The sequence below is a fragment of the Rhodococcus sp. RDE2 genome (genome assembly GCF_020885655.1).
Taxonomy (GTDB): domain Bacteria; phylum Actinomycetota; class Actinomycetes; order Mycobacteriales; family Mycobacteriaceae; genus Rhodococcus; species Rhodococcus pyridinivorans.
Window position 1 is genome coordinate 51,379 of sequence record NZ_AP025187.1, and the last position, 14,959, is coordinate 66,337.

The window sequence follows — 14,959 nt, forward strand, 5'->3', positions numbered from 1 at the left end:
GAAATGGCCGAGGACGTTCGTGCCGAGATGGAACTCGAACCCGTCGACGGTGGTCCGCCTCGGTCCGAGGTTCTCGGCTCCCGCGTTGTTCACCAGCAGGTCGACCCGGTCGTGCTATGTCCCATCGACCGCTGGGGCCACCTGCCGCACGCCCAAGCGATGACTCCGCAGTCGGTGTCGACCCTGGTGCGGGCACACCTGTCCGGGTCCGCGCCGATCCGGACGACACTGCCGGTGCGCGCCCCGGACAACAGCGATGTCACCGACCTACAGGTCGAACCGGACATCGTGCTAGATCAGTCCTACTACGAACGCGGCACCGCCGCCCGCCGCCGTGACTACAAGGACCTCGAAGATCTCGCCGATGCTTTCGCATGAGATCGAAGACCGCGCCGACGCCCTGCTCGACGAACTGATGGCAGTGATGGAGGAGTTGTGACTGACCTTTTGTGTCCACAGCGCGTAACGTTCGGTGTGGGATTGCGCTCCCAAGTGTCTTCATGCGGATGTCTCTGCTCAGACGCTACCGTGCTGTGACCGTCTACCACTCACTTACGCATCGAGACTGTCTACACCGCAGCGGTTTCGCCGTGGGGCTAGAGACCAAGCCCGACCCAATCCCTGGCGAGCTTCCGGAGCTCTGATGGCGCTCTTTGATCCTGGATCTGGCGCACTTTGCGTGAAGGCGACGACATACCGCTGATCAGCGAGTATCAACGATGCACCAAGATCATTTCGGTGTGACCTCGCGACCCTGACATCCCTCCTACCGCACCTGAACAACATCGTCATCGACGCCGTTCACCGGACCGATTCCACGATCCGGATCACGGCGCATCCACGAGGCAACGAGGGGTGGTGCCCGAAGTGCGGCACTGCGTCGCGCCGGGTGCACTCACGCTATCGGCGCCGCCCCGCAGACACGGCGATAGGCGCACATCCGGTCATCCTCGATCTTGTCGTCCGCAGATTCTTTTGCGACTACGACAGCTGTGATGCAACGACATTCGCCGAGCAGGTACCAGGACTGACGCAGCGCTGGGCTCGACGGACGACAGTGCTCGACACGATGATCGAGGCGATCGGACTGGCGGTGGCCGGCCGCGCCGGTGCCCGCCTCGCCGCCCGACTCGGGATACACGTCAGCAGGGACACGCTGTTGCGTGTCGTGCGGGCGATCCCAGATCGGCCGATCGAGACCACACCGATCCTGGGGATCGACGACTTCGCGCTGCGCCGTGGCCACGTCTACGGAACCGTCGTCGTGGATCTGACCTCGGGCCGACCGATTGATCTGCTGCCCGATCGAACCAGCGACACCGTCTCGACCTGGCTGCAGGCCCATCCCGGGGCCGAGATCGTGTGCCGGGACAGGGCCGGTGCCTACGCCGACGCCGTCCGCATCGGGGCACCCGATGCGGTGCAGGTCGCCGACCGATGGCACCTGTGGCGCAACCTGATCGGCGCCGTGGAGAAGACCGTGATCCGGCACAGGAAAGAACTTTCTGCGCCGACCGACCGCCTCGGCGACGACGCGGTCATCGCCGAGGCGCCCGACGGCAGATTGGTGGTCCGGACCTGCGAACGCCACGCGGCCGTACATGAGCTGCACACCCAGGGAATGTCGATTTCGGGCATTGCTAGGAAGCTGAATCTCAATCGCAGGACCGTGCGTCGTTTCGTCCACGCACCCGACATCGACGAGTTGTTGGCCACCAGCCGAATGTCCGGAGCGACGCTGCTCACTGGGTATGAGCCCTACTTACGGGAACGCTTCGCCGCCGGATGCACCGATGCTGCGCAGCTGACCCGGGAGATCACCGAACGCGGCTATCGGGGCAGCGCGCAGACCGTCCGCCGGTTTCTTCAGCCGCTTCGGACAGCAGAACGAGCCCGTCCGACTCTATCGCGGACGCCGAGCATCCGGCAGGTCACCATGTGGCTGACCTGCCGGCCGGACGACCTCGCCGACAAGGACAGTCAGCTCCTCACAGAGATCTGTGAACGCAGTCCTGCACTGGCGACCGTGCGTGAGCACATTCGTTGTTTCGCCGGGATCATGGTCGAACGTCGTGGACACGATCTCACGGAGTGGATGACCGATGTCGATGCCACCGGATCACCTGCGCTTCGGTCGTTCGTCACCGGGTTACGCCGAGACCTTGAGGCGGTCACTGCCGGTCTGACGCTCGTGCACAACTCCGGTCCGGTCGAGGGCCATGTGAACCGGATCAAGATGCTCAAACGGCAGATGTACGGGCGGGCGAACCTGGACCTGCTGCGGAAACGCGTTATCCACCTCGAATGATGCAGCGCGGCAGTGCCTTCACACAAAGTGCGCCAGATCCTTGATCCTGCTCAGACCTGCTCACCGAAAGTGCTCACCCGTGTGGCTCCGCCGATGAGGGCGGGTCTCCTTCGATGCTGGTGGTCTCTGACCACGCACCAGCACCCCGAAGGAGACCGCTTTCTCATGTTGACATGGGAGGAAGACGTGGAGATCCACGCACTGCACAAACGAGGCTGGACGATCTCGGCGATCGCCCGGCACACCGGCCGAAACCGGCGCACGATCCGCAACTATCTGAACGGCACCACCACCCCCGGCATCCGTAAACCCGCTGGTGAGGATCCGTTCGAACCGTTCGTCGACTACGTCACCGCTCGTCTGACCGAGGATCCGCATCTGTGGGCACGGACCTTGTGCGACGAACTCGAAGACCTCGGCTACACCGCCTCGTATCAGACGCTGACCCGCCAGATCCGGCAACGCAAGCTCCGGCCCGTCTGCCAAGCCTGCGCGTGCGCGACCGACCGCCCCAACGCGGTCATCGACCATCCGGCGGGGGCGGAAACCCAGTGGGACTGGGTCGAGCTGCCGAACCCACCCGCCTCGTGGGGCTGGGGCAAGACCGCATATCTGCTGGTCGGATCGCTCGCGCATTCGGGTCGGTGGCGCGGGGTGCTCGCCCCGGCCATGACCCAGCCGCATCTGATCGACGGCCTCGACCGGATCTGCCGAAAACTCGGCGGCCTGACCCACACCTGGCGATTCGATCGAATGTCGACGGTCTGTTACCCCGACAGCGGAAAAGTCACTGCCTCCTTCGCCGGGGTCGCCAAGTATTACGGCGTGTTGGTGGCGATCTGCCCACCGCGGTCCGGCAATCGCAAGGGTGTCGTCGAGAAGTCCAATCACACTGCGGCCCAGCGATGGTGGCGCACCGTGGCGGACGAGCTCACCGTCGAGCAGGCCCAGGCGAGCGTGGACAAATTCTGTAGTCGACGCGCCGATGCCCGGATGCGGGCCACCGCCGACGGCAAGGCCCCGGTGCGCACCGTCGCCGACCGGGAACCGTTGACGTCGATGCCGAGCAGTCCGTATCCGGTGGTGCTCAGCGAACCGCGCACCGTCTCGAGGCAGGCGTTGGTGGCCTACCGCGGCAACCGCTACTCGGTGCCCCCGGAACTGGCCGCAGCGCAGGTCACCGTCACCCGGCAGCTCGGCGACGAGGTGATCGACATCGTCACCGCCTCGCAGATCACCGTCGCCCGCCACCGGTTGGCGCCGGACGGGGCCGGCGCCGTGGTGCGCGATCACGGCCACGTTCACGCCCTTGAACAGGCCGCGATGGCCGGTGCCGCGGCCGGAGGCCGACCGCACCGCCGCAAAGAACGCATCCCACCCGGACCCGAGGCGCTCACTGCGGCAGCAGCATTGCGCACCAACACCACGGACCGCCACCCACCGTCGACGACACCGCGATCGACGGTGGTCGACCTGGCCGCCTACGAGCGCGCAGCCCGCGGAAGGAACACCCTCGTATGACCACCACCCCCGACACCACCGCGACCTCGGCAAGTCTTTATCAGCGTCTGCGAGGACACTTGGCGACGCTCAAGTTGCACGACGCTGCCGAAGCGCTGCCGTCGGTGCTCGACCGAGCCCAGAAGGACGGTCTGTCGATGACCGCAGCGCTCGAACAGCTGCTGTCGATCGAGGTCGACGCCACCGAAGCCCGCCGCCTCGCCGGGCGGTTGCGGTTCGCGTGCCTGCCCACCCCGGCCTGTCTCGAGGACTTCGACTTCGACGCCGCCCCCGGCCTCGATCGGGCATTGATCGCCGAGTTGGGCACCTGCCGGTTCCTCGAAACCGCGACGAACGTCCTGCTCATCGGGCCGCCGGGGGTCGGAAAGACCCACCTGTCGGTGGGCTTGGCGCGGGCGGCCGCGCATGCCGGTTATCGCACCTACTTCACCACCGCCGCCGATCTGGCCGCCCGCTGCCATCGCGCTGCGATCGAAGGCCGGTGGGCGACGACGATGCGGTTCTACGCCGGCCCGACGCTGCTGGTGATCGACGAACTCGGCTACCTACCCCTGCCCGGCGAGGCCGCCTCCGCACTGTTTCAGGTTGTCGCGCAACGCTATCTGAAGACCTCGATCATCATCACCACCAACCGGGGTGTCGGAGAGTGGGGTGAGGTCCTCGGCGATACGACCGTCGCCGCCGCGATGCTCGACCGGCTTCTGCACCGATCGGTGGTACTCAACCTCGACGGGGATTCCTACCGGCTGCGTGATCACCACGCCCGGTCGGAAAAGCTCCGTCAAGCCACCACCGGCACCCGGCAACCGCTACAGTGAACCCGCCCACGAGTGGGCACTTTCGACGAGCACAAGCGAGCACCTTCGCTGAGCCTCATCAGCTCGAATTCCGCCCACGTTTCTTGGCTCTTCGCACTTGGTAGGGGCGGGTGTCGATCGACCCCGTTGCCGTGTCGGTGATTGAAAAAGGGCCCGCGCCCTTGTGAGCTGGGTGTTCTCAGGCATCCAGGACAGCAAGGAACGCGGGCATGCACCACGGTAGTTCATTGCTGCTCGATCTCGACGGCGTCATCGTCGAATCGGTGCAGCGCACGGTCGAGGGCAGCCGGATCGTGCAGATCGCGACGGCACCCGAATGGGTCGGGGTCTGTCCGGAGTGCGGGCAGAAGTCCACGCGTTCGAAGGGTTGGGTCACCACCAGACCGCGGGATGTGCAGGTCGGACCCGACCGTCCGCTGTTGGTGTGGCGGAAACGGAAATGGTTGTGCACCAATACCTCCTGTGCCCGTAAGGTGTTCACCGAGTCGACGCCGGGGGTGCCGTCCCGGGCGCGGGTCACGCCCCGAGCGAAGGCGCTGCTGGTCGAGGCGGTCCTCGACGGGGACCGGTCGGTGTCCGCGGTCGCCGGCGACTACGGGTGCGCCTGGCACACCGTCCACGGCCACCTCGTCGTGGTCGCCGACGCCGCCCTGGCGACGAACCCGAACCGGTGGTCGTCCTCGGGATCGATGAGACCCGACGCGGGAAGGCGAAATGGGAAACTTGCCCCGAGACCGGGGAACGGAGATGGGTGGACCGGTGGGACACCGGACTGGTCGACCTGACCGGCGATCAAGGGTTGCTGGCGCAGGTCAACGGACGCACCTCCGCCGTGGTGATCGACTGGTTCGACGCCCGCGACGAGGCATGGAAGGCGCAGATCACCCATGTCGCGATCGACATGTCGTCGGTGTATGCGAAGGCGGTGCGCGAGGCACTGCCGCACGCACAACTGGTGGTGGACCGGTTCCACCTGGTCAAGAAGGCCAACGAGATGGTCGATACCGTCCGGCGCAGGGTCACCCAGGCCGAGCGGGGTCGGCGCGGCCGCAAGAGCGATGTCGAATGGATCAATCGACGACGGCTGCTGCGGGCCGCGGAGCGCCTAACCGATGAGCAACGATCGACACTGTTCGAGAAGCTGACCTCCGCCGACCCGCACGGGTAAGTCCCGGGGAGTGGTGGGAATCGGCTGAGGGCATCGGTCCAGGTCCGCGGCGTGTCGTTCCCGCTCTGCGGGTGGGCCATCGCGTAGTGATCAACGAGTTACCTCTCACAGTGACTCACAGAAAGCAGCCACGCGATGACCCACGACCATTCTGCACTGCTCGCCCAGCTCGACGCGCTCACCGGCGCCGACAGCGCCAGCGTGTTCGCCGAACTGATCCGCACCGGCCTGCAGGCTCTGATCGAAGCCGAGGCCACCGACAAGCTCGGTGCCGGCCGCTACGAACGCACCGACACCCGGATAACGCACCGCAACGGACATCGAACGAAGACCGTGGCCACCACCAGCGGCGATGTGGAGGTCAAGATCCCCAAACTACGGTCAGGATCGTTCTTCCCGTCGCTGCTGGAACGCCGCCGCCGGATCGACAAGGCGCTGTATGCGGTGGTGATGGAAGCGTATGTGCACGGCGTATCGACCCGCAGCGTCGACGACCTGGTCGGCGCGTTGGGTGTCGGATCCGGGATCTCGAAGTCGGAGGTGTCACGGATCTGCGCCGGCCTTGATGCCGAGATCGCCCGGTTCCGGGAGCGCACGCTGACGCACACGAGCTTTCCGTACGTCTTCCTCGACGCGACGTTCTGCAAGGTTCGGGTCGGTGCACACGTGGTCTCGCAGGCGCTGGTGGTCGCGACCGGGGTGTCGATCGACGGTACCCGCGAGGTGTTGGGCACCGCGGTCGGCGACAGTGAATCCTTCGAATTCTGGCGTGAGTTCCTCACCAGCCTCAAGGCCCGGGGTCTGTCGGGGGTGCATCTGGTGATCTCCGACGCCCATAGTGGGCTCAAAGCTGCGGTGATGCAGCAGTTCGCGGGCTCGTCGTGGCAGCGGTGCCGGGTGCATTTCATGCGCAACATCCGAGCAGCTGTGGCGGCCAAGCATGTGCCGCCGGTGATGGCGGCGGTCAAGACGATCTTCGCGCACACCGATCCGGTCGAGGTCGCCGCGCAGTGGGATCAGGTCACCGACACCTTCTCCGGGTCGTTTCCGAAGGTCGCGGCGTTGATGGAGGCCGCCAAGCACGATGTGTTGGCGTTCACGGCGTTTCCGAAGGCTCATTGGCAGAAGATCTGGTCCAACAATCCGATCGAGCGGTTGAACAAGGAAATCAAGCGTCGGGCCGATGTTGTGGAGATCTTTCCGAACCCGGCGGCATTCCTACGGTTGGCGACAGCGGTGGTCATCGAGCAGCACGACGAGTGGCAGGTCACCCGCCGGTATGTCTCGGATGTGAGCATGGACGAGCTCCGTGCGGTGATCGCCGCCAAGCAGCACGCTACCGAACCAGCGTTGTCGTTGACCGGCTCGAGCGAAACAGCATAGTATTCACCGCGACTCGTTGATCACCGCGCATACCGCGAGCCGATCCGAAGTCCACCACTCCACGGGGCACTATCACCCGCACGGGGACATCGCCGCCGCATGGATAGCGAAGGAACTGCTGCGCGATGTGTTGCGCTGCACCGACCGTGGTGGTCTGCGATACGAGATCCGAGATGCGCTGCACCGGTTCTACACGTTCTGCGCGGCGTGCCGGGTCCCGGAGATCGGCAAGCTGGCGACGACCATCTCGGCGTGGCAGGAACCGATGATCCTGGCGATCACCTCCGGCCTGTCGAATGCGCGCAGTGAAGGCTACAACCGCATCGTCAAGCACGTCGGCCGCATCGCGTTCGGATTCCGTACCCCGGAGAACCAACGCCGCCGGGTACGGTGGGCCTGCACTCGACGGTCACGTCGGGTCGCACCCAGCCGGCACCAGTACCACTGCTAACTGCGAAGAGCCCGTTTCTTGAGCTTGCAACGACCCTGCTCACATCAGAAGGGCGAATATGAGATGTGACAGCTGGAGGATCTGTCAGACCCACGATGTAGTTTCCAGGTGTCGATGCCCCGGATCCATCTCCGGGAGCCGGACAGGAGTGGGGACTGTTGATGGTGCATGGTCTATCTGCCGTCGAGCCCAATCCAACCTACTGCGCAATCGACGGTGCGGTGGGTCCGGCGACGAGCGTCGACAGGAGGTGGTCACCGCGGTGTATGAGATCGATTTCCTTCCAGTGGAGAGCGAATCAGGAGAAGGTTCGAAAAGCGGCGACGCGATCACCGCTCAGCTCACCCTGAATGATGGGCGAACAGTGGTCCTCGTCATTGACGGAGGATTCGGCGCGACCGGCGAAAAGATCGTCGAGCATATCCGAACTTACTATGGCACCGACCGCGTCGACATCATGGTCTCGACCCACCCCGATGCCGATCACCTCAACGGACTCAAGCACGTCGTTGAAACGCTGGAAGTGGGTGAACTTCTAATCCATCGACCTCGTGATCACGCGCGTAACGTCTCAGACTTCAGCAACCTAGAAGCGGTCGACGATCTCATCGCTGTTGCCGAAAAGCGTCAAGTCACTATCTCGGAACCGTTTACCAAACTGTCCCGGTGGGGGGACCAACTCCAGATCCTTGGCCCTAGCGAGGACTACTACGAGGACTTGTTGGCCGAGCACCTCCTGGACATGAAGCTGGGCATCTCCGCGTCTCGGTCTTCCTTGGCAGCCTCGCTGCTGAGCAAAGGCCGAGACTTACTCGCAACGGTACTGCCGTCGCTACCAATCGAGACGTTGGGCGAAGACGGAGAGACCAGTCCTCGGAACAACTCGTCCGCGATCGTTCTGCTTACCGTCGACGATCGGCGCATACTCTTCACCGGCGATGCTGGCATACACGCGATGACCGCCGCCGCAGACGAATACGAACGGGCCATCGGGTCCTTCGAGCTCTACCCATTGACCGTGCTCCAAGCACCTCATCACGGAAGTCGGCGGAATCTTGCCCCGTCTATCCTCAACCGTATTGTCGGCACACCTGAGAGTCCTTTTGGCGCCTTCCAAGCACCCATCAGCTCCGCCAAGGCATCACCGAAGCACCCCTCTCCGAAAGTGGTAAACGCACTTTCGCGGAGAGGCGGATACGTCGTTGCCACTGAGGGACGAACAGTCTGCCTCAGCCACGACACCGTTCGCCCCGGATGGTCAAGGATCGATGCCCTTCCTCCGCTCGTCGAAGACAACGACTAGACGGAAACTCCGAAACTCATGTCGTACGACACCTTCGACTTCAGGAGCCACACACTACCGGTGGTCATTGCGCTCGCCCCGGTATACCTGTGTGCTGTGCTCCTCGTCCCCGCAATTTTCTCAGAGAAGAGCTGGTGGACATTACTTCCGGTACCTCTGGTACTTGCACTGTCGGTAATCGCGAAACACCTAGGTAGAGACGCGGGCAAACAAGCGGAAAGCGCCCTTTGGGAGAAGTGGGGCGGTCCCCCCACTACTCAACAACTCAGATGGGCAACCGCCGACAACCTGATCATCCATCGCCACCTTCACCAGTCATTGCAAGCGATCGTCGGTCCGGACATCGCACTCCCCACTTTGGAACAGGAGAGCACAGATCCAGATCAGGCAGACCAGATCTACGAAGCGGCTGTTCGCGTGCTGATCGCTCGCACCCAGGACAAGGACACATACGCGAAGCTCAAGAACGATCTGATCGGATACTGCTTCCGGCGCAACGTATATGGACTCCGCAAACTCGCTTACACCGTCGCCTCGATCATCTTTCTCGGATCAATCGTCGCCATCGCTTTAATCCTCCACGGTGCGATCGACTTCGGTCTTGCCACGCCCATCGGGACGCTCCTTGGGTCGCTCGCGTACATTCTGTTTTTCGCGTTCGTCTTTACCCCCGCCTGGGTTCGACGCGGCGCCGATTCTTACGCCGACGAGCTACTAAAACATGCTCATATCGTCAGTCCCTGATCGACGATCCGCTCACCGCTGAGCAGGCTCGGCAGCCGTTGTGGTGTCCGTTCGACCGCTAGGGCATGTTTCAAAAGTGATCTTGAACCGGTTTTCTGCAGGAAGTGGTGTCGCAGTCGGGGAATGAGTGAGGCCTCCGGTATCTGGGTTTAGCGACCAAGCAAAACCCGAATATCCCGGAGACCTCGTGCCCAGCGTAGCGGTACCGGGGCGAGCGGACCTCACCGACGCGCAATGGGCGCGTCTGGCTCCGCTGCTGCCCCGCGTCAAGAAGACCGGCCGTCCACCGAAGTGGCCGAAACGCCAGCTCATCGACGGGATCCGCTGGCGCATCCGCGTCGGTGCCCCATGGCGGGACGTCCCGCGCCGCTACGGCCCCTGGCAAACCGTGTACGGGCTGTTCCGCCGCTGGCAACGCGACGGCACCTGGGCACACGTGCTGACCCGGTTGCAGACCATCGCCGACGCCGTCGACCAGATCGCCTGGGACGTCAGTGTCGACTCGACGATCATGCGGGCGCATCAGCACGCCGCCGGCGCCCGCCGCCACGGCAGCGAGCAGGTCGAACCACCTGGTGGTGTCACGCTCGAACCGGCCGACCACGCGTTGGGTCGCTCACGAGGTGGATGGACGACGAAGCTGCATCTGGCCTGCGAACAGCACCGACGTCCGCTCGCGCTGGTACTCACAGCCGGGCAACACGGGGACAGTCCGCAGTTCACCGCCGTGTTGGACGCGATCCGGGTACCGCGGTCCGGTGCCGGCCGGGCGCGCACGCGACCGGATCGGGTACTGGCCGACAAGGCCTACAGCTCCCGAGCGAACCGGGACTACCTGCGCCAACGTGGAATCAGGGCCACCATTGCGATCCCGTCCGATCAGCTCGCGCACCGCCGCAATCGCGGCTCCGATGGTGGGCGACCACCGGCCTTCGACCGCACCGTCTACCGGCAGCGGCATGCCGTCGAATGCGGCATCAACCAACTCAAGCAGTTCCGGGCGGTGGCCACCCGCTACGACAAACTCGCGGTGCGGTATCTGGCCACCGTCCAGATCGCCGCAATCAGTCAGTGGCTATGAGACAGCGACCTTTTGAAACACGCCCTAGCGCCTCCTGGCCGCATACGCACCCGATGACCCATGGCGTATCGACGCTGATGGAGCGAGAGGGTAGCCGCCTTTGTCCTTGCGATCTCCAATGCTCACTTCACATCTGAGGTGTCCTTCGCTGACTGGAGCGAATGATGCGAGACATAACGATGACGTTGCACGAACGCTGATCCACGTCCGCTGTGGAGATGCGGGATAGCAGCTTTGAGCTCGATGGTCCTGGGGTCTCCGATCCGGCTCAGCAGGAAGATCTGATAACGCCCACCCGTCCAGCCTGCAGCTCGGCTGGCAGTGATTGCGGCTGCGATCTTTCGGTCGTTCTTGTTTGCGTCACCTGCCAGGGTCGACAGGCGGGCGGCTTCGGTAGTGGTCCATTCGACGTTGTCTCTGTGGTAGAGGATTTGTGCGATAGTCGGCTTGATCTCCTTGTTCGCGTAGAAAGCCAAGTATTTGCTCGGTCGGAAGTTCCGTCCGGCCGGACAGATGTAGATGCCGTTGTTCTCGTACAGATGCCACGCTTCGGTCGCGGGGACTACGAGGGTGTCGATCGGGGTGACAGGGCGCTGCCGATAGAGGTCGCTGACCTTCTCGTGGCGTTCGAGCCATGTTCGAGCACCAGGGCTCATCCACTCCGCGAGCGTGAGCATTTCCTCGAGTTGGAACAGGACATCCTGGGAGAGCAGGGAATCGTGATGGGCGAGCCGGTTCCGGAAGGGGCGCAATCGCTCGAGCTTGGCGGTGACGTTCTTCCGTCTTCCTGCCGGTGTTCCGGGTAGAGCGTTGCTGAGTGCGGCTCGCCATAGGTCTTCGTGCTTCGATCCGAACAATTCCGTCCAAAACCCGAATGACAGACCGGCAATGATCTGGTCGCGGGAGTCCCGGTGTGCGCTGAGTCCCCGAAGTCGGGTTCGAGTGGCCTCGATGCTCTTGCTGATTGCGTCGTGCGAGTCTCCGGTGATGGACGGCACCAGGAACCACGGAAGCTTGCGCTGTTCCTCGTGTGCATATCTCGAGAGCTCACGATCGACGGCGTTGCGCAGCATGACCTCGATGTATGCGACTACTTCCATGCTTGCGGCGGCGATCGCCGCATTCCACGAATACAGGTCGAGGGCGAGGTCGATGTTGCCGTCGCTCTCACGAAGATACGGGGCAAGCCGCTCGATGGTGAGTAGCGAAACGAGCTCGTCTCGTGTGGAGGCAGTCACAGCGTCAGTCACGAAAAGATGCTATCGTCGTTCGCGAACGCCCCAGTGCCGCCTCTGCCTAGAGTAAGCGACCTGGGGCTCCTTTCTTCTTCCCTGGTTTGGCTGCGCTGTCTTGTCGGTGCCGACACAGGCAGTGCCGAGATCTGTCGGCACCGGGTCGGTGGGGGATGTGGGCACGGCCGGTGGTTCACTGGTGATCGTGGCGACTTCGGATGATGCACAGCGGCGCGCCGAACAGCTGATCGCCGCGTTGACCCCGCAGCAGCAACAGGCCGTGGTGGACGCGATCCGGGCCGATGGCGCCCGGGGGTGGCTCGACGAGCTGCTGCGCACCCCGGACCCGGTCGTCGGGGCGATTCCGGACCGGGTCCGGGGTGTGCGGGTCCGGGTGGATCTGCTCGGCGCCAAGCCGCCGGTGTGGCGGCGGCTCGAGCTGCCCGGGGATCTGACCCTCGACCGACTGCACCGGGTGCTCCAGGCCGCGATGGGTTGGCTCGACGGCCATCTGCACCGTTTCCGCACCGGCAGCGATCCCCGGTCCCCGTACTTCGTGACCGCCTTCGACGTCGAGGACGGCGACGACGGGGTGCTCGAGGACACCGTGCGGCTCGATCAGCTGCTGACCGGCTCCGGTGATCGCCTCTGGTACGACTACGACTTCGGTGACGGCTGGAGCCACGTGGTGCAGGTCGAAGCAGTCCTCGACGAACCACCCCCCGCGGCGCGCTGCACCGCCGGCCGCAGGGCCTGCCCACCCGAGGACTGCGGCGGTATCTGGGGATACACCGACCTGGCGGCCTGGGTGCGCGGCGGCTGCGACCCGATGGCGGTCCCTCCACCGTTCGACACCGCCGTAGAGGCCCGCGACTGGCTGCCGCTCGACTGGCATCCCGACCGGTTCGATCCGGCCGAGGCCACGGCTGCGATCGCCGCAGCGATGGCCTCACCGGTTCCGGTGCCCGCGGAGCTCGCCGCCTTACGCACCCGACTCGAACTCCACGGTGACCCCACGCTCACGCAGCTGCTGGAACGGGCGAGCACCCATCCGGTGGTCGAGGTCGGCGAGTCGGAGGCCGCGCAGCTGCTCGAGCCGTATCGGCTGCTGCTCGAGGTGCTTGGCGACGGGGTGCAGCTGACCGCCGCCGGCTACCTGCCACCGACATTGGTCGAGCACCTCGCCGGCCGGACCGGCGTGACCCGGTGGTGGATCGGCGCGGCGAATCGTGAGGATCTGACCGTCCCGGTAGCCCGGTTGCGGGCCAGCGCGCGAGCCCTCGGTCTGATCGGGGTGCGCAAAGGGCGGCTGACCCCGACCGCCGTTGCCCGCCGATGCCGGGACCGACCGCTGCTGTTGTGGCGGCACATCATCTCCCGGCTGCCGGCCGGCAGGACCGACTTCGACCGGCAGGCCGGCTGGATCACCGCTGCGGTGGTCGCCGGCGGTGTTCCCGCCGAGCACTGGCACACCGAGATCGCCGCCCTCCTGCAGGCGCTCGGCTGGCGCACCCAGGGCAAGGCGTCCCTTTCTCCGGCTGCGGTCGCCAATCCCACCCTCGACGTGTTCGGCATCCTTGCCGGGTCTACTCGCCACGGCCGGCCCACCGGCCTGCACTCCGCCGTGGCCACCACCGCCCACGCCGCCATCACCCCCTGACCCCGACCACGACACGCAGTCCGGTATCGGGCATGAACGGGCCCGACTCATCACTCCTGTGCCGGGCGGGGTCGGTCCGATGACCATCGCAGTGCTGCTCGAGCAGACTCTGGCCGCAGCCAAGGCAGGCCACTGCGGCTAGAGGCACGGTGGGACGCGCCGATATCTCATCCTCCTCAACCATCAACAGCACACCATGGGGTCTGGGTAGGTGCATGTGCCGTAACAGACTCGCCGGAATGGACCTGTTCCCAGCGATCGAACCGTACGACTCGGGATGCCTGCCAGTATCCGACAACAACTCGGTGTACTGGGAAAACATCGGCAACCCGGCAGGTCTTCCGATCGTCTACCTCCATGGAGGCCCGGGATCCGGTTGCACCGTGGGCATGCGCAGATACTTCGACCCGCGTCTGTTTCGTGCCGTGCTGTTCGATCAGCGTGGTTGCGGGCGCAGTACACCCCGCGTCGACGATCCAGCTATCGACCTCTCCACGAACACCACCTGCAATCTCATCGCCGACATCGAGCGTCTTCGTGAACACCTCGGCATCGACAGATGGGTCGTCGCCGGAGTGTCCTGGGGCGTATCTCTCGGATTGGCCTACGCGCAAACACATCCCGAGCGAGTGATCGGGATGGCGTTGGGGGCGATCACCTCGGGTAGACGCAGGGACATCGAGTGGATCACCCGCGACATGCGGCGGATCTTTCCGCGCGAGTGGGAGCGGTTCGCCGAACCGGTGCCCGACGCTGAGCGCGACGGAAATCTCGCAGCTGCCTACGCACGCCTGCTCGCCCATCCCGATGCCGCTGTCCGCGAGAACGCGGCGTTGCGCTGGTGCGAATGGGAGGACACCCACATCTCGCTGGCTCCCGGATGGACGCCCTCGCGCAGGTACCAGGATCCCGTCTTTCGGATGGTGTTCGCGCGCCTGGTCACCCACTACTGGGGCAACGACTGTTTCCTGGCCGAGAACCAACTGTTTCACGGCATGCACCGGCTCGCCGGAATCCCCGCGATTCTCGTCCACGGCTGGTACGACGTATCCGGCCCGCTCGACACAGCATGGGAAATCTCCCGCCGGTGGGACGGCAGCCATCTCGTTGTCGTCGACGACGCCGGCCACGGTGGAGGAAGCTTCCTCAGCCGGTTCGTCGACGCGATCACATCGTTCGCTGCAACGGACCCCGCAGATCACCGCGCAATCGATCCCCCGACAGGCATACGCTCGAACCATCGTCGCTGACAACCCACGGGACCAGACCTCCGACGGCCGCACCACCTAC

The 14,959-nt window shown here is 64.7% G+C and carries 12 protein-coding genes and 2 pseudogenes; 13 read left to right on the plus strand and 1 reads right to left on the minus strand.

Features of this window, described 5'->3' with window-relative positions; all coding sequences use genetic code 11:
- The first annotated feature begins 3 nt into the window (after positions 1-3).
- The 10 genes and pseudogenes from LPH33_RS27040 to LPH33_RS25465 all read left to right on the plus strand — a co-directional run bounded on the left by LPH33_RS27040 (position 4) and on the right by LPH33_RS25465 (position 10,777).
- The gene (locus LPH33_RS27040; protein WP_420714510.1) at positions 4-378 is read left to right on the plus strand and encodes a hypothetical protein; all 375 of its coding nucleotides are present in this window, start codon (positions 4-6) and stop codon (positions 376-378) included.
- A 376-nt stretch (positions 379-754) separates the two neighbouring features.
- Positions 755-2,308 carry an ISL3 family transposase gene (locus LPH33_RS25425; RefSeq protein WP_420714504.1) on the plus strand — a complete coding sequence of 518 codons (1,554 nt, stop codon included), beginning with the start codon at positions 755-757 and terminating at the stop codon, positions 2,306-2,308.
- Positions 2,309-2,473: 165 nt separating this feature from the next.
- The gene (locus tag LPH33_RS25430) at positions 2,474-3,829 is read left to right on the plus strand and encodes a Mu transposase domain-containing protein (RefSeq protein ID WP_068158111.1); all 1,356 of its coding nucleotides are present in this window, start codon (positions 2,474-2,476) and stop codon (positions 3,827-3,829) included.
- Complete coding sequence (gene istB / locus LPH33_RS25435) at positions 3,826-4,647, plus strand: IS21-like element helper ATPase IstB (protein WP_068158116.1); 822 nt, start codon at positions 3,826-3,828, stop codon at positions 4,645-4,647. The genes LPH33_RS25430 and istB overlap by 4 nt, the downstream gene beginning before the upstream one ends.
- A gap of 163 nt (positions 4,648-4,810) precedes the next feature.
- Positions 4,811-5,809 (plus strand): annotated as a pseudogene (locus LPH33_RS25440) (ISL3 family transposase); the annotation flags it as partial.
- Between the two features lie 141 nt (positions 5,810-5,950).
- Complete coding sequence (locus tag LPH33_RS25445; RefSeq protein ID WP_229567071.1) at positions 5,951-7,198, plus strand: IS256 family transposase; 1,248 nt, start codon at positions 5,951-5,953, stop codon at positions 7,196-7,198.
- 76 nt (positions 7,199-7,274) lie between these two features.
- Positions 7,275-7,649: pseudogene (locus tag LPH33_RS25450) on the plus strand (transposase); the annotation flags it as partial.
- A 262-nt stretch (positions 7,650-7,911) separates the two neighbouring features.
- Positions 7,912-8,952: a ComEC/Rec2 family competence protein gene (locus LPH33_RS25455; protein ID WP_229568716.1), complete on the plus strand. Its 1,041-nt coding sequence runs from the start codon at positions 7,912-7,914 to the stop codon at positions 8,950-8,952.
- Between the two features lie 18 nt (positions 8,953-8,970).
- The gene (locus LPH33_RS25460) at positions 8,971-9,696 is read left to right on the plus strand and encodes a hypothetical protein (protein WP_229568718.1); all 726 of its coding nucleotides are present in this window, start codon (positions 8,971-8,973) and stop codon (positions 9,694-9,696) included.
- A 187-nt stretch (positions 9,697-9,883) separates the two neighbouring features.
- Entirely contained in the window at positions 9,884-10,777 is an 894-nt protein-coding gene (locus LPH33_RS25465; RefSeq protein WP_229568720.1) for an IS5 family transposase, read from the plus strand.
- 122 nt (positions 10,778-10,899) lie between these two features.
- Here the strand turns inward: LPH33_RS25465 and LPH33_RS25470 are convergent, their stop codons facing one another.
- Positions 10,900-12,027: a hypothetical protein gene (locus LPH33_RS25470; protein WP_229568722.1), complete on the minus strand. Its 1,128-nt coding sequence runs from the start codon at positions 12,025-12,027 to the stop codon at positions 10,900-10,902.
- A gap of 187 nt (positions 12,028-12,214) precedes the next feature.
- Here LPH33_RS25470 and LPH33_RS25475 point away from each other — a divergent pair, with 187 nt between their 5' ends.
- The 3 genes from LPH33_RS25475 (at position 12,215) to pip (ending at position 14,919) form a co-directional block, all read left to right on the plus strand.
- The gene (locus tag LPH33_RS25475; protein WP_229568723.1) at positions 12,215-13,669 is read left to right on the plus strand and encodes a plasmid pRiA4b ORF-3 family protein; all 1,455 of its coding nucleotides are present in this window, start codon (positions 12,215-12,217) and stop codon (positions 13,667-13,669) included.
- Positions 13,670-13,727: 58 nt separating this feature from the next.
- Entirely contained in the window at positions 13,728-13,811 is an 84-nt protein-coding gene (locus tag LPH33_RS25480; RefSeq protein WP_229568779.1) for a hypothetical protein, read from the plus strand.
- 97 nt (positions 13,812-13,908) lie between these two features.
- Positions 13,909-14,919, plus strand: coding sequence for a prolyl aminopeptidase (gene pip, locus LPH33_RS25485; protein WP_229568725.1), 1,011 nt, complete (start codon positions 13,909-13,911; stop codon positions 14,917-14,919).
- Positions 14,920-14,959: the final 40 nt, after the last annotated feature.